Source organism: Pseudovibrio sp. Alg231-02 (genome assembly GCF_900143565.1).
Classification (GTDB): Bacteria; Pseudomonadota; Alphaproteobacteria; order Rhizobiales; family Stappiaceae; genus Pseudovibrio.
In genome coordinates this window covers 817,450-839,788 of record NZ_FREX01000002.1, presented here as the reverse complement: position 1 = coordinate 839,788, position 22,339 = coordinate 817,450, and the positions used below count along the sequence as shown (strand labels likewise).

The 22,339-nt window shown below is 51.8% G+C and carries 22 protein-coding genes; 9 read left to right on the top strand and 13 right to left on the bottom strand.

The window, feature by feature from the left end; translation table 11 throughout:
- Window positions 1–8: 8 nt before the first annotated feature.
- The 3 genes from mdoH to DHN43_RS09475 are packed head-to-tail and all read right to left on the bottom strand — an operon-like array spanning window position 9 to window position 3,580.
- Complete coding sequence (mdoH, locus tag DHN43_RS09485; RefSeq protein ID WP_108818404.1) at window positions 9–1,760, bottom strand: glucans biosynthesis glucosyltransferase MdoH; 1,752 nt, start codon at window positions 1,758–1,760, stop codon at window positions 9–11.
- 3 nt (window positions 1,761–1,763) lie between these two features.
- Window positions 1,764–1,967, bottom strand: a complete 204-nt coding sequence (locus DHN43_RS09480; protein ID WP_057463442.1) for a hypothetical protein — start codon at window positions 1,965–1,967, stop codon at window positions 1,764–1,766.
- A gap of 5 nt (window positions 1,968–1,972) precedes the next feature.
- Window positions 1,973–3,580, bottom strand: a complete 1,608-nt coding sequence (locus DHN43_RS09475; protein WP_108818403.1) for a glucan biosynthesis protein — start codon at window positions 3,578–3,580, stop codon at window positions 1,973–1,975.
- Between the two features lie 533 nt (window positions 3,581–4,113).
- Between DHN43_RS09475 and DHN43_RS09470 the strand changes: the two genes are divergently transcribed.
- Window positions 4,114–5,229 carry a Gfo/Idh/MocA family protein gene (locus DHN43_RS09470; RefSeq protein ID WP_108818402.1) on the top strand — a complete coding sequence of 372 codons (1,116 nt, stop codon included), beginning with the start codon at window positions 4,114–4,116 and terminating at the stop codon, window positions 5,227–5,229.
- Between the two features lie 167 nt (window positions 5,230–5,396).
- On the opposite strand, the gene gatB is transcribed toward DHN43_RS09470, so the two are convergent.
- Both gatB and DHN43_RS09460 read right to left on the bottom strand, forming a co-directional pair.
- Window positions 5,397–6,884 (bottom strand): Asp-tRNA(Asn)/Glu-tRNA(Gln) amidotransferase subunit GatB, encoded by a 1,488-nt coding sequence (gene gatB, locus DHN43_RS09465; RefSeq protein WP_063300673.1) that lies wholly within the window; start codon window positions 6,882–6,884, stop codon window positions 5,397–5,399.
- A 233-nt stretch (window positions 6,885–7,117) separates the two neighbouring features.
- Window positions 7,118–7,414: a hypothetical protein gene (locus DHN43_RS09460; protein WP_057463341.1), complete on the bottom strand. Its 297-nt coding sequence runs from the start codon at window positions 7,412–7,414 to the stop codon at window positions 7,118–7,120.
- Window positions 7,415–7,799: 385 nt separating this feature from the next.
- On the opposite strand from DHN43_RS09460, the gene DHN43_RS09455 reads away from it, so the two are divergent.
- Window positions 7,800–8,057, top strand: coding sequence for a YjhX family toxin (locus DHN43_RS09455; protein WP_054667435.1), 258 nt, complete (start codon window positions 7,800–7,802; stop codon window positions 8,055–8,057).
- A gap of 60 nt (window positions 8,058–8,117) precedes the next feature.
- On the opposite strand, the gene DHN43_RS09450 is transcribed toward DHN43_RS09455, so the two are convergent.
- A complete protein-coding gene (locus DHN43_RS09450) occupies window positions 8,118–8,936 on the bottom strand; it encodes an alpha/beta fold hydrolase (protein ID WP_108818401.1) in 819 nt (272 codons plus the stop codon).
- Window positions 8,937–9,113: 177 nt separating this feature from the next.
- On the opposite strand from DHN43_RS09450, the gene DHN43_RS27625 reads away from it, so the two are divergent.
- The gene (locus DHN43_RS27625; protein ID WP_342585919.1) at window positions 9,114–9,296 is read left to right on the top strand and encodes an ArsR/SmtB family transcription factor; all 183 of its coding nucleotides are present in this window, start codon (window positions 9,114–9,116) and stop codon (window positions 9,294–9,296) included.
- 102 nt (window positions 9,297–9,398) lie between these two features.
- Here the strand turns inward: DHN43_RS27625 and DHN43_RS27040 are convergent, their stop codons facing one another.
- The 4 genes from DHN43_RS27040 to DHN43_RS09430 all read right to left on the bottom strand — a co-directional run bounded on the left by DHN43_RS27040 (window position 9,399) and on the right by DHN43_RS09430 (window position 13,748).
- Window positions 9,399–9,794, bottom strand: a complete 396-nt coding sequence (locus DHN43_RS27040; RefSeq protein ID WP_159096810.1) for a hypothetical protein — start codon at window positions 9,792–9,794, stop codon at window positions 9,399–9,401.
- 122 nt (window positions 9,795–9,916) lie between these two features.
- Window positions 9,917–11,437, bottom strand: coding sequence for a multicopper oxidase family protein (locus DHN43_RS09440; RefSeq protein WP_108818400.1), 1,521 nt, complete (start codon window positions 11,435–11,437; stop codon window positions 9,917–9,919).
- Window positions 11,438–11,528: 91 nt separating this feature from the next.
- Window positions 11,529–12,743 carry an NAD(P)/FAD-dependent oxidoreductase gene (locus tag DHN43_RS09435; RefSeq protein WP_057463346.1) on the bottom strand — a complete coding sequence of 405 codons (1,215 nt, stop codon included), beginning with the start codon at window positions 12,741–12,743 and terminating at the stop codon, window positions 11,529–11,531.
- 327 nt (window positions 12,744–13,070) lie between these two features.
- Window positions 13,071–13,748: a cysteine hydrolase family protein gene (locus tag DHN43_RS09430; RefSeq protein WP_108818399.1), complete on the bottom strand. Its 678-nt coding sequence runs from the start codon at window positions 13,746–13,748 to the stop codon at window positions 13,071–13,073.
- Between the two features lie 338 nt (window positions 13,749–14,086).
- On the opposite strand from DHN43_RS09430, the gene DHN43_RS09425 reads away from it, so the two are divergent.
- Genes DHN43_RS09425 through DHN43_RS09415 form a run of 3 tightly spaced genes read left to right on the top strand, consistent with a single transcriptional unit; the run spans window position 14,087 to window position 16,709 of the window.
- Window positions 14,087–15,391: an SDR family oxidoreductase gene (locus DHN43_RS09425; protein WP_108818464.1), complete on the top strand. Its 1,305-nt coding sequence runs from the start codon at window positions 14,087–14,089 to the stop codon at window positions 15,389–15,391.
- Window positions 15,388–15,876: a DUF2269 family protein gene (locus DHN43_RS09420; RefSeq protein WP_108818398.1), complete on the top strand. Its 489-nt coding sequence runs from the start codon at window positions 15,388–15,390 to the stop codon at window positions 15,874–15,876. Before DHN43_RS09425 ends, DHN43_RS09420 begins: the two co-directional genes overlap by 4 nt.
- Window positions 15,877–15,911: 35 nt before the next feature.
- Window positions 15,912–16,709 (top strand): hypothetical protein, encoded by a 798-nt coding sequence (locus tag DHN43_RS09415; RefSeq protein ID WP_199914792.1) that lies wholly within the window; start codon window positions 15,912–15,914, stop codon window positions 16,707–16,709.
- Between the two features lie 90 nt (window positions 16,710–16,799).
- On the opposite strand, the gene gatA is transcribed toward DHN43_RS09415, so the two are convergent.
- The 3 genes from gatA to DHN43_RS09400 form a co-directional block, all read right to left on the bottom strand.
- Window positions 16,800–18,281 carry an Asp-tRNA(Asn)/Glu-tRNA(Gln) amidotransferase subunit GatA gene (gene gatA, locus DHN43_RS09410; protein ID WP_108818462.1) on the bottom strand — a complete coding sequence of 494 codons (1,482 nt, stop codon included), beginning with the start codon at window positions 18,279–18,281 and terminating at the stop codon, window positions 16,800–16,802.
- A gap of 27 nt (window positions 18,282–18,308) precedes the next feature.
- Window positions 18,309–18,596, bottom strand: a complete 288-nt coding sequence (gene gatC, locus DHN43_RS09405) for an Asp-tRNA(Asn)/Glu-tRNA(Gln) amidotransferase subunit GatC (RefSeq protein WP_057463353.1) — start codon at window positions 18,594–18,596, stop codon at window positions 18,309–18,311.
- Window positions 18,597–18,743: 147 nt separating this feature from the next.
- A complete protein-coding gene (locus DHN43_RS09400) occupies window positions 18,744–19,961 on the bottom strand; it encodes an MFS transporter (protein WP_108818397.1) in 1,218 nt (405 codons plus the stop codon).
- Window positions 19,962–20,042: 81 nt separating this feature from the next.
- Between DHN43_RS09400 and DHN43_RS09395 the strand changes: the two genes are divergently transcribed.
- From DHN43_RS09395 to DHN43_RS09385, 3 genes are all read left to right on the top strand, one after another.
- On the top strand, window positions 20,043–21,008 hold the full coding sequence (locus tag DHN43_RS09395; protein WP_108818396.1) for a GlxA family transcriptional regulator: 966 nt from the start codon (window positions 20,043–20,045) through the stop codon (window positions 21,006–21,008).
- Window positions 21,008–21,559, top strand: coding sequence for a TetR/AcrR family transcriptional regulator (locus DHN43_RS09390; RefSeq protein WP_063291708.1), 552 nt, complete (start codon window positions 21,008–21,010; stop codon window positions 21,557–21,559). Before DHN43_RS09395 ends, DHN43_RS09390 begins: the two co-directional genes overlap by 1 nt.
- Window positions 21,560–21,748: 189 nt before the next feature.
- Window positions 21,749–22,222 carry a YHS domain-containing (seleno)protein gene (locus tag DHN43_RS09385; protein WP_057463357.1) on the top strand — a complete coding sequence of 158 codons (474 nt, stop codon included), beginning with the start codon at window positions 21,749–21,751 and terminating at the stop codon, window positions 22,220–22,222.
- Window positions 22,223–22,339 lie beyond the last annotated feature (117 nt).

The following is a 22,339-nucleotide window of genomic DNA, read 5'->3' as shown; positions in this document are numbered from 1 at the left end:
TTAGCCGTCTATACCCTGAGATCTGCGGAGTATTTTTCCACATGAGCGAGCAATTGCGCAGCCCCCTCCTGGTCAGAGGAAAGCACAAAACCCAAACGTTCAGCAGCCCGGCTGCCCACATTGTAAGAGCTTGCCCAGATGATGAACGGCGCCAGCAACATCGGCAGAGCAACCGGCATCACCCAAAGCCAGAGAGAGGCTTCGCCAATCCAGCTCAGCCCTATGGCCATCGCACCAATCACACTCACCCACCAGACAGATTTGAGGCAGTCCAGCAAAGGCAAGCGGCCCGCATCGCGGTGCGCATTGGTCCAGCCGCTGTCCCGGCCCATCAGAACCTCAAAGACAGAGCGGCACTGAAACACCATCAAAACCGGTGCGAACACCGCAGAGCTGATGAGCTCCACAAAACCGCCCAGTATGCCTTTGCGAGAGGTGTTCTCTACGCCCAAAAACACTTCTTTCAAAACAACGAGTGTTTTCGGCAACACCAGCAAGGCAACCACACCAAAGAGCAAAGCTGCCCCTTCATAAGCCGCACTCATCGGAATGTGGCCAAGAACCGGAAGGTGGTTCTGGAAGGTGTAGGCCTGCAGCACAGGAAGATCCAAAGGCGCAAACAAACTTGCCAGAAGAAACGCAGCCCAGACCGGCGAACTCAGGTAAGACATAATGCCAAGTATCAGAGAGAACCGGCCCCAGGGCTTCAGAGCACGAGCCCCAACCACGCGGGAATGCTGCAAGTTGCCCTGACACCAACGCCGATCACGCGCGGCATAGCCCAGAATATTCTCAGGTGCGGCTTCATAGGAGCCAGTAATCCGTGGATCACACTCCACCTGCCAGCCCGCACGCGCCAACAGCACAGATTCAACACTGTCGTGGCTCAATATGTGCCCGCCAAATGCCGCGGTGTCATCCAACTCCGGCAAACCACAACTAGAAGCAAACGCACGTGTGCGAATAATCGCGTTGTGCCCCCAAAATGGTCCGCATTCGCCCTGCATCGCTGCAAGGCCAAAAGCAAAGGACCGGCCAAACATGCCAGAGGCAAACATGATGCTGCGGCCAAAATAACTTTTCAGGCCAACAAGCATTGGTACGGTTTGCAACAGCCCAAGATTGGGCTCGGCTTCCATGCGTCCAACCATGTGCACCAACGTGTCGGCACGCATCAAGCTGTCAGCATCCAGCACCACCATATAACGATAGGCACCACCACACCGCTGCACAAACTCAGCAACATTGCCCGCTTTGCGGCCATGGTTGTCAGCCCGGCGACGATAAAAGATCTTCTGTTCAGGATAGCGGGCAACCAGCTGACGCACCACTTGCTCTTCCACTGCCGCAATCTCTTCATCACGGCTGTCAGAAAGCACATGCCAGTGAAACAAGTGTGTTGCATTGTTAGCGCGCAGATCATCCATCATCGCAGCAAGACGAGCGGCAACTTCCGGTGCATCTTCATGGTAGATTGGCATGAGGATCGCGGTGCCAGCAGCAGGCAAAGATCGCGGATCTGTTTCAAGAGGTTGAACAGAGCGACTATAAAGCAAACCCAGCAGAACGGTTGCTCCGCCCCAGGAAAGCCAGAGGGTGCTGACAAACAGCAGCACAATCCGAACAACCTCATAGATATTAAGATAGTCAGCACTCAAAGCTGCATAAAACAGCCCTGTAAAGCTGAGGGACAACGCCAGGCAGAAGACGAAAGCCGCAGCCCGGCGGTGTCCTACCCCGTCGCGAAACGGCTTATCCATGGATTACCGCTCCGAAAAGGTAGAGATGGCTTTTTGCAAGCGCGTCCGTTTGGAAGGAAGCGCAGAATAGCTGCGCCCAAACCGCATGCGACGCCAGATCAGAACAAGCCAGCTATCATCTGCAGAAAGGTCCTGCACTGGCATGGCAAGCGGTGCAACTGGACCACTGCTCAAGTCAACTTGTGTCGAAAATAGATTAGATGTCATAGGCCTCATGAGCTCCACCCCCACTGGTAAAGCCATTCTTCGGAAACTGCTTTTTCGCCATCAGTCAGCTGAAGGCGCAACTCAACCGGGACTTCAAGGTCATCGCGGGAAACATCCAGAAACACACGATAAACACCCAGCTCTTCAATGTAGCGAACATCAGCAAAGTTTACTGTGCCGTTTAAAGCAGCGTTTTCAATAAATGGTTTTGCGCGTACAAGCTGCTCCCCATCCAATCCGCTCTCAGCAAACAACTCAGCATCAAAGTCCACCACAAACTTACGGGTCAGCGAGCTTTCTTCAGAAGCCGAATGTCCGGCTTTGCCAGAACGGGTCTGGACCACAGGCATCAGCATCTGCTCACTACGGCCAACCTCATCACCCCAATACATCTTGTAGTGGAATGAGAGTTCGTCACCCGCTTTCACCGCTTCATTCGGAGACCAGAAGGCAACAACATTGTCGTTGATTTCCTGATCTGTTGGAATTTCTGCCAGCATAACAGCACCAGAACCCCAATCACCAAGAGGCTCAATCCAAAGGCTTGGACGCTTGTCGTAGCGAGCTTCAAGGTCCTGATAATTCTCAAAATCTTTGTCACGCTGCATCAGGCCAAACCCAACTGGACTTCTGGCACCAATAAAGGAAAGCTGCAGATTATCCGGGTTGGAAAGTGGCCGCCACGCGGTCTTGCCATTGGCAAAGCGCAGCTTCAGCCCATCACTGTCATGCACTTCTGGTCTGAAATCATCAAACCCGACACGGTCATTCTCACCGTAAAGATACATGGAAGTCAGTGGTGCAATACCAAGCCGCTCCACATCACTGCGGAAGAACAGATGTGCAGTCACATCAACTTCTGTTTGCTGGCCTGGCTTAAAAACAAACTGATAGGCTCCGGTCACACTTGGGCTATCAAGCTCAGCCCAAACCGTCACCTTGTCAGAGCCATCTACTGGCTTGCCAAGATAAAACGCAGTGAAGTTCGGAAACTCCTCCGGCTTACCGCTGGCTGTATCAATGGCAAGCGCACGTGCGGACAAGCCATAAACATTGCCCGCGCCCAAAGCACGGAAATAGCTGGCGCCCAGAAACGCCACCAATTCATCCATCCGCCCTTCCACATTGAGTGGATTTAGCAAGCGGAATCCGGCAACACCGGGAAAAGAAACATCGCTCAGCGATGCGGTCAGCTCCGCATCCTGATAGTCAAAGTCAGCAGCCTCAAACACGAATGGTTGAGCAGCGCCCTCGCTTACCTCATGAATTTTCAGAGGATTTTTAAACAACCAGCCCGGATGAAAGGCATGAACCCGAAAGTTCTCGGTGTCCTTCCACTTGCTACGGTCACGTTTATAGCCAATTTTCCGATAGCCATCGTACTTCAAGGCCGCCAGTGCTTCCGGCAGTTCGCTGGTTGGTTCAACATAGGCGTCTTGCGCCTGTGCCTTCATCTTTGCCACGAGTGCACCAAAGGTGAATGGCACCTGAGATTGAGAGCTTTCGCTTGCAGCAGCCACTGAAGAAGAAGCAAAAGCCCCAAGTCCAACACTGGAGCAAATGACGCCTAATACAGCGATATTGGAAAGAAAACTACTTCGTTGATTAAGCAACGAGACGCCCCCAAGGTTTCAAATACAACAAAGTGCAGTGTTCGCATACACTGCGCAACTATAAGTTCTAGCAGAGCTTAGACCCCAGACCAGACAAGTCTCCATAACGCCCGATCACCTGAAGTTTATCGTAGCGTAATAAGGCGGAGATATGGTCGTGGCTAGGCAGAGCGATGATGATTCACAGCGAAAATTAACCCTGTGAAACATCTATAAGCCATTAGAATTACTGAGATATTAGGGGTCACTCATTCAAGAGACACGTTTTCACCACGCTCTAACCCCAAACCCACCAAAAGCAATCGCCTCTGTTCGTCAACTTCTTTACACGCACCCGCAGAACCAATCTGAACCCAGCTGGGGACGCGCACTCAAAATGAGATGATATCCAGTCAACTTTTCTTGGGGTCGATGCCTCTCCCTAGTCCCTTTGAAGGGATCAAGCAACCGAACATTTCCAATTCTTATCGGTTTCCCTGATTAGTTTTTAAGCCCCCCCGACATACCCTCCCTTATCTATAAAAGGACGCCCTATGGAAATTGGCATTAGCCTGATCGGTGCAGGGTATATGGGAAAACTGCACGCCGTCGCACTCAACGCAGCCCCCGCAGTGTTCAACACCAAACTCCGTGCCCGACTTGAGATGATCTGCACCACCACAGAAAACGGCGCTCAGGAGAAGGCCGAACAATTCGGCTTTGCCAGATCCACCAGTGACTGGAGCACATTGGTCAACGATCCGCGGGTTGAAGCCATAGTCATTGCCAGCCCACAAGCCACTCATAGAGAAATCGCTCTGGAAGCTTTCAAACTGGGAAAGCCCGTGCTCTGCGAAAAGCCATTGGGCGCAAGCCTTGCAGACGCAACCGAAATGGCACAGGCAGCGCAAGCCTCAGAGCAAGTCAATCTGGTGGGCTTCAACTACATCCGCACCCCCGCAACACAACTTGCCCATCAGCTCATCAAAGAAGGTGTAATCGGAGACATCACTTTCTTTCGCGGAGAACATACCGAGGATTTTTTCGCAAACCCCAATGCCCCTGCCACATGGCGCTCCAGCGGAGACTCCAACGGCACCATGGGAGACCTCGCCCCTCACATGATCAACTGCGCCCATGTTCTGGTTGGCCCAATCAGGAAAGTCAGTGCACAGATTGAGACCGTTTTCAAAACACGCCCGTCAGAATGCGCGCCAAACATCGTCGAGCAAGTCACCAATGATGATGTGGCTCAGTTTATGTGCACTTTTGAAAACGGAGCGACGGGTCACCTCCTCTTCAGCCGTGTCGCACTGGGCAAGAAGATGGGCATTATCTATGAGATCACCGGCACCAAAGGCGCCCTGCGGTTTGATCAGGAAGACCAGAACGCCCTCTGGCTTTACAAAATAGAGGATGAACCAGAGCAATCCGGCTTCAGAAAGATCCTCACCAATCCTCACCATCCGGATTATGCAGCCTTCTGCCTCGGTCCCGGTCACGGAACCGGCTATCAGGATCAGCTAATCATCGAGGCTCGTGACTTTCTGGAGGCCATTGCGACAGGAACCACGGATTGGCCAGTATTCAAAGACGGCCTCGAAGTTGCAAAAGTTGTCGATGCCGCCCGCCGCTCTCACAAATCAGGAGAGTGGATTGAGGTGACCTAAAGCAGTTCGCATTTAAGTTGAAACACCTGAACTGCTTTAGTCTTTGTTTTTGCGTATCTTTATCCGAAAACCAGTTTCCACTTTTCGGAGATACGCTGTAGCCTCACCAAGAAAAAAGGCCCACCAAACTGGCGGGCCTTCGAATTCTATAAAGCTGCTAGAGCGTCTTATTCCAGACCGATCTTCGCTTTCAGCATGTCAGAGACTGCCTGTGGGTTTGCTTTACCCTTGGAGGCTTTCATCACCTGACCAACGAACCAGCCAAGCATGCCCGGCTTTTCTTTCGCCTGCTCTGCTTTGTCGGTGTTGTTTGCGAGGATCTCGTCCACGATGCCTTCAATCGCACCAAGGTCAGTCACCTGCTTCATGCCACGATCTTCTACGATCTGAGCTGGATCACCACCCTCAGTCCAGACAATCTCGAAGAGGTCTTTCGCGATCTTACCAGAAATGGTGCCTGCTTTGATCAGGTCGATGATCTTGCCCAGCTGCTCAGAAGAGATCGGGCTGGAGGTCACATCCAGACCTTCTTTATTCAAGCGGCCAAAGGTGTCGTTAATCACCCAGTTCGCAGCCAGCTTTGCATCACGGCCCTTGGCAACTTCCTCAAAGAAGTCACAGGAGACACGCTCAGCGACAAGAATGTCAGCGTCATACGGGGTCAGACCGAAGTCTTTAATATAACGCGCCTTCTTCTCATCCGGCAGTTCCGGAAGATCCGCAGCCATCTCATCAACCAGCGCCTGAGTGAACTCAAGCGGCAGCAGATCTGGATCCGGGAAGTAACGGTAATCATGCGCTTCTTCTTTAGAACGCATGGAACGGGTCTCACCCTTCACGCTGTCAAACAGGCGTGTTTCCTGATCGATCTCGCCGCCATCTTCCAAGATGCCGATCTGACGACGCGCTTCATATTCAATCGCCTGACCAACAAAACGGATGGAGTTGACGTTCTTGATCTCACAGCGCGTACCAAACTCACCACCCGGCTTGCGAACAGAAACGTTCACGTCCGCACGCATGGAACCCTGGTCCATGTTGCCGTCACAGGTGCCCAGGTAGCGCAAAATGGTGCGCAGCTTGGTCAGGTAAGCTTTGGCTTCATCAGCACAGCGAATGTCTGGCTTGGAAACGATTTCCATCAGCGCCACGCCGGAACGGTTCAGGTCAACAAATGACATGGTCGGGTGCTGGTCATGCAGGGATTTACCCGCATCCTGCTCAAGATGCAGACGCTCAACGCCCACTTCAACCTGCTCGCCGCTCTTCATATCAAGGTGAATGATACCTTCACCAACGATCGGCTGTTTAAACTGGGAGATCTGATAGCCCTGCGGCAGATCAGGGTAGAAGTAGTTTTTGCGGTCAAAAACGGACTTCAGGTTGATCTCGGCCTTCAGACCCAAACCGGTCTTAATAGCCTGACGAACACATTCTTCGTTGATCACTGGCAGCATGCCCGGCATCGCCGCATCAACCAAGCTCACATTATTATTCGGATCGCTGCCAAAGCTGGTAGAAGCGCCCGAGAATAGCTTGGCTTCAGAGGTCACCTGAGCGTGAACCTCCATGCCGATTACGATTTCCCAGTCGCCAGTTGCGCCCTTGATGAATTTCTTCGGATCCGGAGTGCGCGTATCGACAAGCAGCGTCATGCGATCAATATCCTGTGTTCGTATAAGTCTTCACGGAAGTCCGGCCACGCGATGCACAGCCACGAAGACCACCTAATTTCTCAATGGTGTTGGGTAGGCCATCAACCCCGCAATGGCAAGTGAATCTTCGGGGGTTTTTGAACCAGAGTGCCTAAATTTCGGGGAGAAGCTTGTAGAAAGTCGCGCAGAAGCATCTGGAGCTTGACCCACGCTGAACAACAATCCCTCAGCACTCACTTTGCGCGGCGACGACTTGCCCCGATTTTCATAGCAATAGCACTTACAATCAGCCCCGTCGCAAAGCGGAACGGGAACAACGCCAGCGGCCCCACTTCAGGGTTCCACGGCAAAGGTATCCCGACAAGCTTGATAAGCCCCTCAAGAAACAGGCTGAGCGCAGCGGCAGCAAATCCTGCAATGAAGATCTTCCCCCGCTGATTGGCGTAGTAGCCCATATAGGCGGCGATCAATATGGCAAACGGATTCAAAAGCCCCGGCCACAGCAGGATTACAGAGATATCGTCGGTCATTAAAGTCTCATTCAGATCAATTAGGAAAGCACCTGCACAGCGCTACGTAGTTCCCCTAGCACATTATTGGAGTGACTGCGAAACAGACTTGGAGCACATCCCCGAAAAGTACGTTGCAGAGAATAATAGGGAGAGACGTCCAACACTTCCAGCAAATCTGCAACACCTGCTTGTTTTCGCAGTCCAGCAAGAAATGACACGCTTGCGACACTCAGATGGGTTGCCTATAAGGCAGCCATCAATCAATGGAGTTTTGATGCGAGCTCGACAAGAGTCCCGGTAAAGCCCTGTCGAAGATAGACAGGGCATGCACAATCCAAACAATCTCACTGACCGCATGAGCGGGCAGACGAGACAAGTGCATCTTTAAAACTCAAAGACATCCATGGATATTTCGAAAGCTGAACAGCGCATTTTGCATGTGCTGGCACAAGGCGGCTGCATTGAATTGCGCCGTGACGATGATGGCACTCTGGAAGAAATGAACTGCGTCACCCGAGACGGCTGGTATTATGCCGGTCTTTCCGAGCACATCTTCAGAAAACTGAAGTACAGACGCCTGATCTCCTCAAAAGGGGGTCGCCCCTATCGCATCACCAAACTGGGCCTGACCCGCGTCCGCAGCCAGCTCGACAATCGCTGACCAACACCACCCTGCAGCACCATGCTGCAGGGTGGTTTTCAATCAAGCAAAGCTTGGGTGTCATCTACCCAAAATCTGCTTCAAAACCGCAGCTACAATAGCCTCGGGGCAATCTTCCTGAACCAAATGACCTGCTTGAGGAACTGGAATACAATCTTCCCCGGAAATCAGACCAGCCAAAACCTCTCCTTTCTCATAGGGGATCCACTCATCACACGCCCCCCAAAGTACCGAGACCGGGCAATCCAGCGCCCCATAAAGCCGCTGAACCTCATCAGTATATTTCTGGTCCATCTGCGCAATCTGACGATAAAATGCTGGTTGCCCAACGGGTCCAATCCACGGAGCGGCATAAATCTCCAAAGCCTCCTCCAACAGCTCGTTATGAGCAGCCGTCTGCAAATAAGCCCGTAACATCGCTTTATGCATATACTCCGGCATCCCAGCAAAGGCCTCAGCATGTTCGTGCACATGCTGCACCAACGGCGATCCCCATGGAGCCAAAGCAACCGCATCAAATATCGTCAAAGAACCGTAACGCAGACCATTCAGATAATAAGCCCGCAGAGCTGTCGCGCCTCCAAAATCATGAGCCAAAACATCAGGTCGATCTAACTCCCATTCCTGAAACAACGCAGCCAGCACCTCATTTTGAACCCCAAGGGAAACATCCTGCCCTTCGCGTTTTTCAGAGTAACCGTAACCCACCAGATCAAAGTAATAGACCCTCCTGTGATCGAAGAAATGCGGCACAATCCTGCGCCAGACCTGCGAAGAAAAAGGTGTGCCGTGGATGGCAACCAGTGGCGGTCCATCCCCCATTGCCCCCCAGCGAACAGCGTTTCCGTTAATGACCGAGGTGTTTGGAAGTTCCAGCATAGCACGACTCACATTGACATTTAGCTAAATGACTATATGAATATTTACATGGATAGAGCAATACAAATTAAAGCCATCTCCAGTGAGCCTCGTTTAATGGTCCTGCGCCTTCTGAGAGACCCACAAAAACACTTCAGCCATCAGCAATCAGCTGATCCTTCTGAGTTTGGAGTTTGCATGACTTTGATTGCAGAGGCGCTTGGCGTTGCCCAACCCACTGCCAGCAGGCATCTGGATATTTTAAAACAAGCTGGCTTTATAACTGCACAGAAGCATTTGAAATGGTCCTACTGCAAACGCAACGAACCTGAAATCAAAGAGTTTTTGCATTGGCTCAACATGGAAATCTCGCCAAACTAAATCATCTGATGCTCAAATCTCACATTTACTCAATACTGGGAAAAAACGCACAGCATCACGAGACCTCGCAGCAGCGTTCTGCGAGGTCAATTAGCACGAGCATTAGTTACAGGTCGTGTAAAAGAACCTTCGATCCCGGTCCTCGCTATATGAATAGACATGACAGGTCGTTTGATATCGCCCTCGATCCCATAATTCGACAGTCACATGGGTAGCCGGAGGGCGTCCGCCACGATGCCAAACACCACTCTCATCACGCAGGAGCAAGTACAGACCATCAGTCCCTGCCGGATTCTGGTAAGCACGCTGGATATCGCGATCAGATGATTCACTCAGCACCTGCCGAACAGTTGGCCCTGTAAAACTTGAGCGTGAGTCCAAAGTTCTATTACCTACAAGGGTATCAGGCTCATCTGCCCAATAAACGTCAGCCTGAGCACTCGGCAGACCAACACTCAACGCCAGCGCACAGACAACTATAAACTTTCCAATTTTCATTTATTCTTCCTTTCCCCGAAACTTCGGGCAAAAGGAAGACGCAGCAGCCCCCTTTCTACGCAGCTAAATCCGGCAACAGCGTAAACACATCAAGAGCAGCCCCCCCAACAGAAATTACGGAGCTACCGCAGCATCTCACGCTCACCAACAACGTAGCGCACGGGCTGCATCATCCCGACAGCCAAGTGCCAGATATTGTGACAGTGATAGGCCCACATGCCGGGGTTGTTGGCCAGAAATTCGATGGTCACCGTCTGCTTCTTAGGCACCCAAACCGTATCCATCACTGGCGCATAGTCGTCATCAGGGCCACCAAGTACGCGGAATGTATGGCCGTGAAGGTGCATGGGATGAGACATGGGAGACCGATTGATCATCCGCAACTGAACCACCTCACCCTGTTTCACATCCAGATACGTCTTTTGCGGATCAGGCCCCGCATAGGGCTCAGGCCAGTAGTGATTGTTCATCATCCACTCATAGGCCTTCATATCTCCGGAAAGCAGCACATCATAAACACGATCCACTTTTCGGCCAAACCCTGATGCCTCAAGCGACTTCAGGCTTCTGAAGTCAACCGTCACCCCGTCAAAGGAAGGCCGCTTGTCATTCACACTGGCCTTCACATCATCAGTATGAATAACCCCAAGACATTGCTTACTATCACCAAGCGCGGCAGCATGGATTGTGTAACTACCACTGTCCGGCACATCCACCAGCACATCATAGCGGGCTGATGTCGGGACAATCACGTTCTGCCCTTCAACAGGCTGCATACGGTTGCCATCAACTTCAATGACTGAGAACTTCAGTCCATCAATGGAAATTCTGAAGAAAGTGCTGCCGGACGAGTTGATCAACCGCAGCCGCAAACGCGCTCCTTTTTTGACCGTCAACGTCCACGGTTTGGAGTTGGGCTGCCCATTCAAGGTGTAACCAGCATTCACAACATCAATATCAAAGTCTTTGGAATTGGGAGGCTCATAAGCATCTTTGATCTCGGGCCGATGCCTGCCACTTCGTAAGCCTTTGATGATCTCTCCACCTTCGGCTGGTGGAATGTCGCTAAACATCAGCACTTCATCATGATCATAGGAGTATGGATTGTCTTTAGGATCAATAATGAGAGCTCCCAGAAGACCATACTGCTCCTGCAATCCAAGATGGGAGTGGTAATAATAGCTCCCCTGTTGAACCAGCGGAAACTCGTAATACTGAGAGGTTCCCGCTTCAATGGGCAACTGCGCAATTTCGGGGACACCGTCCTGTAAAGACGGCAAAAGGATTCCATGCCAGTGAATGCAGGTGGGCTGTTTCATCCGGTTATTGATGAGCACCCGGAACATTTCCCCTTCCGTATATCGGATAGGAGTACCTGGCCATGTGCCACCAACAAGCATGCCTTTGAGATCGACACCATACTGAGAGTAAGGTTTCTCATCCACATCCAGCGTAAAATCCGGCTTAGCAACACCTGCACCAAGGAGTGATTGTGCGCAAGCAGTTTCCTGTGGGACAGAAGCAGGAGGCAAAACAGGTTGAGATTGCTGTGCGCCAGCACTGCCGGAAATGAATGTAGCTGCACCTGCGGCAAGCCCGCCGCTTGCGCTGGTTTTCACAAAGTCTCGACGGTTCAGCTTCATAAGCGCACCTGCTCTTCCAGACGAAAAGAGCAGCTTAGGCAGGGAAACCCTACATTTCCCTAGCATTATCGAGAGGATTATAAGGAATAGGTTACGCGCCGATCAAACGATCAGCGCCCATGGAGCCCAGCGCAAGAGAGCTGGTCAGGCCCGGGCTTTCAATACCCATATAAGTCAACAGCCCCGGAATGCCGTGCGTTTCCTCACCCCAAATTGCAAAATCGGCCGCTTCAGCACCCGCGGGAACCAGCTTAGGACGAATACCAGAATAGTCCGCTTGCAAGCTGCCATCGGCCAGATCGGGATAATATTTACGGATCTGCGAATAAAACCGTTCGCCGTGCGCTTCATTCACTTCGTAGTCGATCTCGTCGATCCACTCCACATCAGGACCAAAGCGTGCCTGATTGCCCATATCCAGCGTGAGGTGAACACCAAGCCCACCCGGCTCTGGCACAGGATAAATCAAATGCGAGAACGGGGCATCTCCGGCAAGGCTGAAATAGTTGCCTTTCGCATAGTAAAGCTTCGGCACTTTACATGACATGTGCCCGGCCAGCTTGGAGAGCATCTTATTGGAATGAAGACCCGCAGCAATCACAAGCTCATGACAAGTGATCGCGTAGCCATCCTTCATGACAACGGTAAAGCCGTCGCCTTTGAAGTTCTTGGCAGCAAACTCTTCATGCTCGTCATCATCAAAGTGATGATCAGCCGCTTCCAGATCCTCTTCCACCAGAATGTCAGCGCCCATCAACTCACTTGGGCGCATGCCGGTTTCAATCTCGGTGACTTCTGTCCCAACAACAACAAGCCCGCCATGCGCCTCTAATCCACCTTGCAGCGCCATCATATACGCATGACTATCCACAATGCCTGTGGAAGGAGAAAACAGAGCGCCCTTACACGCCAGATGCGGTTCAAAGCCCCGCGCCTGTGCTTCATTGAGCATCAAAAGATCATCAACACCATTGGCAGCAGCACGTGCGCGGATGCCATCCAGCATGGCAACCTGGCTTTCATCAGTCGCTACAATCAGCTTACCAACGCGCTTGTACGGCACGCTAAATTCCTCACAAAAGGAATACAGCATCTCCTTACCTTGCACGCAAGCTTTTGATTTCAATGAATCTTTTGCGTAGTAAATTCCGGCATGGACAACTTCGGAATTACGAGCACTGATTTCGGAGCCGATGATTTCGTGCTGTTCAAGCACAATAACTTCACGTCCCCTGCGCGCCAGTTCATAAGCCGCGCTCAAGCCCACAACTCCTGCACCGATTACGATGCACTCAACGTCTGCCATGCTATTCCTGTTTGCTCTTTTATTGTTGGGAGACAGACCCATAGCACATTACGCAGCAATCTAAACAATATACCCACAGCCTTTCCCGCATTAATCCCCAAGGCAAATGTGTAGATTTTGAGGCAGTATGTCTTGAAACGGCAAAACACCCAACATCTAGTAGGCAGCTTAATATACCAGGGTTCAGCTCATTCAATTTGATCCACAGCCAGATGTATCGCGCAGATACACAAGCAAAAAGCCTGCGTCAGACGCAGACTTTTCCCATGCCCATGTAGGGTGCATGTTGATAATGTGCAACCGGCACAATGCAGGTGAGATCAGAACCTACTGAGCCACAGCCAGCTCTGCCGATTTCACCAGCTGCACGCCCCTGCTCACCAACTCTGCCCGACAGTCCGTCCAGCCTTTCGGATCAATGGAAAGCACAGCATCCTCTGCCAGCTCCACCGCATATCCACGCCCAAGCGCACCAAGCGCCGTACTCTTCACACAGTAACATCCATCAAGCCCGGCAATCCTAAGCCGCCCAACACCGTGTGTCTTCAGGAAAGCCTCCAGCTCGTCGCTGGCAAATGCATCCCCCACACTCTTCACAAGATCCATGTCCGGCTGAAACCCGAGCCGCTTATCCAACTCAAGCCCGTCAGAGCCCTTTGTCCCAAGCCCTTCGCCAAGCAATCCAATCAGGAAGTTCGTATAGCCTCCGTCATAGATCAACCGTGTAGTAATCACGGGCTCCCCGCGCGCCTGCGCCTCTGCAGCCAACGCGTTAATCCGCGCAATCCGCTCTTCCACAAAGGCAGCAGGCCACTGTCGTGCCTTGGTATCCTTTGTAAAGTCCTCCTGCACATCCAGCACCAGCAACGCAGACTGACCGCGGCTTGCCTTATCAATCACGTCTCCCTGCGTTGGCCCCTGCAACCGCATCAAACGCTGCGCGGTGTATCCAGCACCAATCAGAAGCACCAGAACCACAAGACCAACAACACTCCACATACTCATCAATGCCTCCAAGTTACGACTGTGTCAGTGAGGAAAAACAACCAAGCACCGCCCGCGGCACTTTCAGGTGCACCTGCACCTCATCAGCACTCAGGCACTGCAAAAGCCCTTCAGGAATAGACCGTACTGCGCCAAAGGCTGTGCGATCTGTATCCCCTCAAAAAGCGGATCCGCCAGTTTAGAATCTCTCTGCACGTCCCGCTCTTCCATTCCCGCACAAAACCACTGCACGACTTACTTGTCAACTAAGTTGACAAATAAGATACATTCAACTGAACGCCCTCGTGTTAGATTGAGGCATTAAAGTGAGTCTGGTCTTTGTTTTTAAAGTTCAATTTATGAGTAACCGCAAATCAGCAATTGTCCTCGGCGCTTATGGCTTCATCGGCGCAGCCTGCGTCAAACATCTCCAACACTCAGGATTTCATGTCACGGGGGTTGGGCGTTCCCAATCAGCTGCCCGGCAATGCTTTCCTGAATTACAGTGGCGCTTTCTGGATATCGCCACAGCAACCACTGAGGATTGGAGCAAAATCTTTGAAGCAGCAGATGTTGTCATAAACGCATCCGGCGCCCTGAAAGACTCTGCCAAAGACAATCTGGAAGCAATCCATGTGCAAGCCGTCGAACATATGTGCGAGGCATTGACCAACACAGATAAGCTGTTCATCCAAATCTCAGCTGCAGGCGTCGCGCTTGATGCAACCACCAACTTCTTCCGCACCAAAGCAAAAGGCGATGCAATCATTAAGCAACAGCTTGAGCACGCAATTATTCTGCGCCCTGCCCTTGTTATTGGGCCACAAGCCTATGGCGGAACAGCACTTCTACGAGCAGCCAGCGCGATGCCACTCATCGGCTTTAAGGTTTTCCCCAAAAGCCAAATTCAAACCATTGCATTAGACGACCTGGCACAAGCAGTCACACACTGCGCGCTTGGCAAAATACCGATAGGGACAACGGCAGACCTCGCAGAAGAAACACCTCAATCCCTCTGGCAACTCACAAAAGCAATAAGAGCATGGCAAGGCTTCCCGCAATGGCGCTATGCCGTCACAACACCAAGCTGGCTTCTAACAGCAACAAGCAAACTGGCGGATGCTCTTGGTGCGTTTGGATGGCGCTCTCCCCTGCGCTCCACATCCATCGAAACCCTGCAAAACGGCATCACCGCGGATACGTCCACATGGCAAAAGGCAGGTGGGTTACCTTGCAAATCACTGGATGAAACACTGAGGTATCTGCCAAGCTCAACGCAGGAGCGTTGGTTTGCCAGACTTTATCTTCTGTTGCCCCTCACCATCGCCTGCCTTTCTCTCTTCTGGCTTGCCTCTGGCATCATCGGAGCAATCCAGTTTAGCGATGCACTGAGAGTTCTGACCGAGCGCGGCATGGATCAAACACTCAGCTTACTCTTTGTGTTTGCAGGCAGCATCGCCGACGTCACACTTGGCAGCCTCATCCTCTTTAGAAGACACACCCGCCTCGCTTGCCTTGGCATAATCGCGGTGACACTTGGCTACTTAGGTGCCGGCACGTTGTGGGCGACGGATCTCTGGGCAGATCCGCTTGGCCCATATGTCAAAACAATCCCCGCCATGATCCTTGCCCTCTTTCCCTTTCTGCTGCTGGAGGAAAGATGACCTACGAGTCCCTCAAGTTCCTGCACATCATCGGCGCCTGCGTCCTCATCGGAACAGGCGCAGGCATAGCTTTTTTCATGGTGATCGCTTCCAGAACCTTAGATGCAGCTGCAATCGCTCACACTGCCGGAACAGTTGTCATTGCAGACACCCTTTTCACAGCCACTGCGGTGATCATTCAGCCAATCACCGGATATCTGCTGGCAAGAGAAGTCGGTTGGTCTCTGACCGAAGGATGGATCGTGCTCTCACTCGCACTTTACATGCTTATTGGCGCATTCTGGCTCCCAGTGGTCTGGATACAAATCCAACTCAGAAACCTCGCCGCATCAGCCGCCCAAACATGCACGCCATTACCACCCCGCTACCACACCCTCTACCGCATCTGGTTCGCCTTCGGCTTCCCCGCTTTCATTGCAATACTTGGGATTGTTTGGCTGATGATTGTGAGGCCGGAAATTGCAATTAACTCAATACACCTATAGGTTGCAATGCAAGCAAACTCTTGCAAGGCACCAGAATGAACAAGCAGCCCGCAATCACAAAACTAAATGAAAAAATAGACACCGCTCGTAAACTAACCAAGTCATATCAAGATGATAAATTTGAAGCATGGCAACATACGACCAAGGTGCTCATTAAGAACGTGTTTCCTAGTTCCGATAGTCATATAAGGCGGTTCGAGAGCATTAGTTACTCTCCAATGGTGATAACAACTAGCTCCCCCTCATCTATTTGGGCGGAGGCGAGGAATGATGGGTTGAGCCAAGCCATTAACACCTTGGCGGCATTCGTTGATGAAATTGTGGAGTTTTGGGAAGATATCGAACCTCAAAGCTCAACTGCAATACCTATCCAAGCTTCACAAGATCCAATTGAGATGCTGATCGACGGCTTCCACAAATTCGCTCGTCAATTAAGGCGTCGGCACAACAATCGCGCAACAATCAAAATCAATGACGAATATGATGTGCAAGATGCGTTACACGCGCTCCTAAAGCTTTTTTACAAAGACATTAGAAATGAAGAATGGACTCCCAGTTATGCAGGTGGCTCCGCAAGAATGGATTTTCTTCTCAAGGACGAAAAGATCGTCATTGAAGTTAAAAAGACAAGAGACACATTGAAAGATAAAAAAATCGGAGAGGAGCTACTGATTGACATCGCTAGATACAAAGCTCACCACGATTGCAATCACCTCATTTGCTTTGTTTATGACCCTGAAGAATTGATTACAAATCCAACAGGGTTAGAGAGCGACCTATCAGGTGTAAAAGACGGATTAAAAGTGAGTGTCTTTATCAGACCGCGTCACTAAATTAGCATCGAAAACTATCGCTCTAACAATATTAAAAAGGCCCCGGATCTCTCCGAGGCCTTCGTCATTTTTAGCAGCAAGCGCTGAGGCTTACTTGCTCCACCAGTTGGCGGAAGGCTCAAAGCGGCCAGCGGCCTGTTCGATAACTTCACCAACCTGGAACAGAGTGCCTTCATCGAATGGCTTGCCGATCAGCTGCAGGCCCAGTGGCAGGCCGTCTTTGTTGAGTCCAGCTGGGATGGACATGCCCGGAACGCCAGCCATGTTGGCTGTCACAGTAAACACGTCATTCATGTACATGGTCACTGGATCAGTGATCTCGCCCGGCGCAAAGGCAGCATCAGGAGTGGTCGGTGTCAGGATTGCATCCACACCGTCAGCCCATGCATTGTCAAAGTCCTGCTTGATCAGGGTACGAACCTTCTGCGCTTTCAGGTAGTACGCATCGTAATAACCTGCAGACAGAACGTAGGTGCCGATCATCACGCGGCGCTTCACTTCGTCACCGAAGCCAGCTGCGCGAGTGTTCTCATACATCTCTACAATGTCGTTGCCCGGCACACGCAGACCGTAACGAACACCATCATAACGCGCCAGGTTGGAAGATGCTTCCGCTGGTGCCACAATGTAATAAGCAGGCAAAGCGTATTTGGTGTGCGGCAGAGAAATCTCGACAATCTCAGCGCCAGCTTCCTTCAGCCATGCAATACCTTGCTGCCAGAGTGCTTCAATCTCCTCTGGAATACCGTCCATGTGGTACTCTTTAGGAATACCGATCTTCATGCCCTTGATGGACTTGCCGATGAAATCTTCATAGTTCGGCACAGGCGCATCAACAGAAGTGGTGTCTTTCGCATCAACAGAAGCCATGGACTTCAGCAGGATCGCGTTGTCACGCACTGTACGGCCAATCGGGCCAGCCTGATCCAATGAAGACGCAAACGCAACCATACCCCAACGAGAACAACGGCCATATGTTGGTTTGATGCCAACAGTACCGGTCAGCGCTGCAGGCTGGCGGATGGAACCACCGGTATCAGACGCTGTCGCCGCAGCACAAAGATGAGCAGCAACGGCAGAAGCGGAACCACCGGAAGACCCACCAGGAACCAGTGCAGTCTCAGTGCCATTGCGGCGCCAAGGGTTCACAACGTCACCATAAAAGGAAGTCTCGTTGGAAGAGCCCATCGCGAACTCATCCATGTTCAACTTACCCAGCATCACAGCACCATCATCAAACAGGTTCTGTGTGACAGTGGATTCATACTCTGGCTTAAAGCCATCGAGGATGTGAGAACACGCCTGAGTGTGAACACCCTTCGTCGCGTAAAGGTCTTTGATGCCGAGAGGAATACCTTCCAGCGGGCGCGCTTCGCCAGCAGCGATTTTTGCGTCAGACGCTTTGGCCTGCTCACGTGCAATATCGCCCGTCACAGCAATATAAGCGTTCAGCGCCTCATTACCGGACTCGATGGCACCGAGGTAGCTCTCAGTCAGTTCAGTTGCAGTAAAATCGCGGGCAGCAAGCTTGTCGCGCGCCTCTGCGATCGTCAGTTTGGTAAGATCAGTCACAGTCATTATCCTTGTGAAATCGGACGCTTATTCAACAACTTTAGGCACGGTGAAGAAGTTGTCTTCATGCACTGGCGCGTTGGAAACAATCTTGTCCGCATAACCGCCATCGCTCTGGCCGTCAGCGCGCTTCTTCATGGTGGTTTCAACCACAGAGGTCATTGGCTCAACGCCGTCAACATTCACCTCATCCAGCTGCTCAACAAAACCAAGGATCGTGTTCAGCTCACCAGTCATTTTCTCCGCCTGCGCGTCATCAACCTTGATGCGCGCCAGACCGGCAACACGTTTTACGGTGTTTAGATCAACCGACATGTTTCACTCCGAAATTACGGGGGCAAAAGACTGCCCGCCTCGAATTCATGGCAAAGAGCTATAAACACAAAAAAACAGCAGAACAATCACTGCCCTGCTGTTCATCCCTCATATTCTCAACATTACGGAACCACTCAGTACCGATTACTAAGAAGCATATTCCAGAGATCTGCTACGAACACCCGACACCACCAACCACAACGCCAGACCCAGCAATAGGGGAAGTGCCGAGAGTGAAAGCCCTGCCCAACCAACAGTGCTAAACAAAATGCCCGTTGAAAGCGCACAGATTGCCGAAACCAACGCCACGACTGAATCATTGGCTCCTTGGGCAAGCGGCGCATCTTCAGGTGCAACAACCTCAACCAAGCGAGACGTCGCGCCGATAAAACCAAAGTTCCAGCCAACACCCAGCAGGATCAAAGCCACATAGAAGGCCCAAATCTCAACACTCAGCGCACCAATCACACCAGCCCCAGCAAGCATCAACAAACCCAGCACCATAACCGAGGTCGTGCCAATCCGGCGGATGATAAAGCCAGTAACAAAGCTCGGACCAAACATGGCAACCAAATGCCAGCGGATTACATCGCTGGATTGACCGACAGAGAACCCACAATAGTCCATCGCAAGCGGTGTCGGAGACATCTGCATAGTCATGAAGCCAAAGGAAAGCCCGGCACAAGCCGTTGCGCTCCAGACCGTAGGTCGGCGCAGCACCTTCAAGGACGCAACAAACCCTTTGGTAGTCTGATCTTTCTTCAAAGCAGGTGGCAGGCTCAAACCAAGCACAGGCAATGCGCCCACAACAGCAACACCTGCCAACGCCAGATAACTGCCCACAAACGGAATGACTCCGCCGAAATCTTTCACCACACCAACAAGGCTTGGGCCAAGCAGCGCAGAGAGCAACCCCATAGACATGCTTAGCGAGATCGCCATGGACTTCCACTTTTCGCTGGCGCTATCAGACGCAGCAAACCGCATAAAGGTGTAGGCCGCCGTAGCAATGCCTAAAAGAACATGTCCAACAAGCAACACGACAAACTGATTGGAATAAAGCGCATAAACGCAGAGCAACGAACCGATAATGCTCAGGACTACACCCAGCAAGATCCCGTTCCGACGCCCATACCGCCCCATAAACAGCGAGATTGGTGTAGCAAACAGAAAGTTACCAAACATCTGCAAGGCAAGCGGCACAGTTGCCATGGTGGGATGGGGCGCCAGATAAGACCCTGCCAGAGCACTGATCGCAATCAGAATAGGCATCTTCATAGAGAGGATTGCTGTTGCAATCAAAATGAGCGGAAAATTGCGCGCCCTATAGGCAGTCCCCGGCTCCGCTACCTTTGAAAATTCCATTATAATTCCTCGAAGAAACTTTGACCTCCTTGAGATTACCCCCTACAACAACTGGCAGTTAGGACATTCAAGCTTCAAATCATGCCAAACACACAACTCGAGCATTACCGTCATATAGATGCATTCGTGTATCACGGGATCAACCTTCTGGATCTGGCAGGCCCGATGCAGGCTTTCTGGACGGCAGACAGTTATCATCCCAAGTATAAGCTCAGAATTCTCTCTGTTGATGGTCAGCCGGTAGAAACCCAGCCAGGGATCAAAATCGCCGTTGATGGCAAGATATCCGACTGGAACCCAGCCGCTGATCTTCTAATCCCTGGAGGGCGTGTCGATAAAGAGCTGGGCAGCAGTACCCTTCGCTCGCTTCTTCAAAAAGCTGCAGCAAGGGCAAACGGAGAGCGCATCATCTCCATCTGCTCCGGCGCACTTATTCTGGCCGACGCTGGCATTTTAGATGGCAAGCAAGCCAGCACCCATTGGAGCCGCGCTTCCACCGCTCAAACAGATTTTCCCGATGTGAACTGGCAGCTCAACCAGCTCTTCGTCAATTCAGGCAATATCTACACGTCCGCAGGTGTCACAGCAGGCATCGATCTGACCTTGCACCTCATCGAGCAAGATTTGGGGGCAGCAATCTCACTGAAGACCGCGCAGGAGCTGGTCGTCTACCTGCGCCGCAATGGGGGACAAGCCCAGTTCTCCTCCGCCCTTTCCCTGCAAGCCGCCGGTCAATCCAACATCGCCAAACTCTCGGAGATCATTTTGTCAGAGCCGGAAGCAGACTGGACCATCGAGAACATGGCAAAATCAGCTGGTGTCTCCACGCGCACCCTGCACCGCCGCCTGAAAGAAGATATTGGCGCAACCCCAGCTCAGTTCGTAGAGCGTCTTCGGTTGGATCTTGCCAGAACAGCCCTTCTCAAACGCAGCTCCATCAAACAGGCAGCTCACTTGTCCGGTTTCGGGCATATCCAAAATCTACGCCGTGCCTTCCAGCGAAACTTTGGCATCACACCCTCTGAGTATGCGGAGAGGTTTTCCTGATGCCTGAGCCGACCACACCAAGAGGCCGCCCACAAAACAACGAACTCACCCGTCTGATCCTGACCACAACGCTCAAAGCGCTGGCAACGGATGGCTATCACGGCACCTCAACCCAGCAAATAGCGCAGACAGCAGGCACGTCCAAACAAGCGCTGTATCGCCGCTGGCCAAACAAAGCAGGTCTGGCTCTCGAAGCCCTGCGCTACGGGTTCCGCCAGGTTCCCCCCATCTACCCCGGCATGTCTTCTTTTCATAATGACTTGCAGGACGCCACCTCAGGCATCCTCAACGCCCTGCACGACACTCCGTTAGGCACTGCTTGGCTCGCCCTGCTCTCAGAGCCTTCGTTAGTGGAGGAACTTTCCCTCATTGAAGGCGAACAGCGCACGCACTTCAGACAGGTTTTCGTTTACTGGAATACCACTGCAACCATGGAGACAAGCATCGACCAACTTCTCGGTTTTGTGTTTTTCACCAGCCTCGTTCGTAGGAGAAAACCGGCACTACGGGAAATTACCGAGTTAATTCAGAGCATTACAAGCCGATCATAAAAAATCAAAGCCGCTCTCCTCTTGGTGAAGACACTTGATTGGCACTTGTACACCCTCTTGGGGCAAGAAGATTGGGCCTCGCAAGAACGGGCAATTTCCGCGGGCCGAGGTTGTCGAACAAACAAAGCATTCTTCCTGACCTGGCTTTGTTTGTCTGGCGAAGTTCATTGTTTCATTGAGGGTAATATAATGAAAATCAAATCTATCGCTGTTGCAGCAGCCATTGCAGGTGCTGCCCTGTCCGCAAGCACATTCGGCGCTTTCGCTGATGAAATCTCGACCTACACCTCTGGTGGTTATGCGATTGGTGGTACCGATCCTGTTGCATACTTCACACAAAACAAGCCTGTTCAGGGTAAAGCTGAATTTACCGCTCAGTACGACGGCGTAACTTGGAAATTCTCCAGCGCTGAAAACCGTGACAAGTTCGTTGCAGAACCAGCAAAGTTCGCTCCGCAGTACGGTGGCTGGTGTGCAGTTGGTGCATCCTTCGGCAGCAAGCTGGAAACCAAGCCTGAGCTTTGGGACATCGTCGACGGCAAGCTCTACCTCAATGCCCACGATGGTGCAGTAAAGCGCATGCAGTCCCGCACAATCGAAACGATCACCAACGCAGACACAAACTGGGTTGAGATCCGCGACGTACCAGCAGACAAACTCTAAGTTTCCTTCAGTGCATATGCTGCAATAGGCGATGCCTAGCGCCTATTCCGACATCTCCCCAAATCTCATGGTGGCATATGCATTGAGCCCTAGAGAAAGCCGCAGATCTCTGCGGCT

Excerpts from the sequence above, each read along its gene's own strand:
- mdoH (WP_108818404.1), bottom strand. The coding sequence starts at position 1,760 with ATGGATAAGCCGTTTCGCGACGGGGTAGGACACCGCCGGGCTGCGGCT.
- DHN43_RS09480 (WP_057463442.1), bottom strand. The coding sequence starts at position 1,967 with ATGACATCTAATCTATTTTCGACACAAGTTGACTTGAGCAGTGGTCCA.
- DHN43_RS09470 (WP_108818402.1), top strand. The coding sequence starts at position 4,114 with ATGGAAATTGGCATTAGCCTGATCGGTGCAGGGTATATGGGAAAACTG.
- gatB (WP_063300673.1), bottom strand. The coding sequence starts at position 6,884 with ATGACGCTGCTTGTCGATACGCGCACTCCGGATCCGAAGAAATTCATC.
- DHN43_RS09460 (WP_057463341.1), bottom strand. The coding sequence starts at position 7,414 with ATGACCGACGATATCTCTGTAATCCTGCTGTGGCCGGGGCTTTTGAAT.
- DHN43_RS09455 (WP_054667435.1), top strand. The coding sequence starts at position 7,800 with ATGGATATTTCGAAAGCTGAACAGCGCATTTTGCATGTGCTGGCACAA.
- DHN43_RS09450 (WP_108818401.1), bottom strand. The coding sequence starts at position 8,936 with ATGCTGGAACTTCCAAACACCTCGGTCATTAACGGAAACGCTGTTCGC.
- DHN43_RS27625 (WP_342585919.1), top strand. The coding sequence starts at position 9,114 with ATGACTTTGATTGCAGAGGCGCTTGGCGTTGCCCAACCCACTGCCAGC.
- DHN43_RS27040 (WP_159096810.1), bottom strand. The coding sequence starts at position 9,794 with ATGAAAATTGGAAAGTTTATAGTTGTCTGTGCGCTGGCGTTGAGTGTT.
- DHN43_RS09440 (WP_108818400.1), bottom strand. The coding sequence starts at position 11,437 with ATGAAGCTGAACCGTCGAGACTTTGTGAAAACCAGCGCAAGCGGCGGG.
- DHN43_RS09435 (WP_057463346.1), bottom strand. The coding sequence starts at position 12,743 with ATGGCAGACGTTGAGTGCATCGTAATCGGTGCAGGAGTTGTGGGCTTG.
- DHN43_RS09430 (WP_108818399.1), bottom strand. The coding sequence starts at position 13,748 with ATGAGTATGTGGAGTGTTGTTGGTCTTGTGGTTCTGGTGCTTCTGATT.
- DHN43_RS09425 (WP_108818464.1), top strand. The coding sequence starts at position 14,087 with ATGAGTAACCGCAAATCAGCAATTGTCCTCGGCGCTTATGGCTTCATC.
- DHN43_RS09420 (WP_108818398.1), top strand. The coding sequence starts at position 15,388 with ATGACCTACGAGTCCCTCAAGTTCCTGCACATCATCGGCGCCTGCGTC.
- DHN43_RS09415 (WP_199914792.1), top strand. The coding sequence starts at position 15,912 with ATGAACAAGCAGCCCGCAATCACAAAACTAAATGAAAAAATAGACACC.
- gatC (WP_057463353.1), bottom strand. The coding sequence starts at position 18,596 with ATGTCGGTTGATCTAAACACCGTAAAACGTGTTGCCGGTCTGGCGCGC.
- DHN43_RS09400 (WP_108818397.1), bottom strand. The coding sequence starts at position 19,961 with ATGGAATTTTCAAAGGTAGCGGAGCCGGGGACTGCCTATAGGGCGCGC.
- DHN43_RS09395 (WP_108818396.1), top strand. The coding sequence starts at position 20,043 with ATGCCAAACACACAACTCGAGCATTACCGTCATATAGATGCATTCGTG.
- DHN43_RS09390 (WP_063291708.1), top strand. The coding sequence starts at position 21,008 with ATGCCTGAGCCGACCACACCAAGAGGCCGCCCACAAAACAACGAACTC.
- DHN43_RS09385 (WP_057463357.1), top strand. The coding sequence starts at position 21,749 with ATGAAAATCAAATCTATCGCTGTTGCAGCAGCCATTGCAGGTGCTGCC.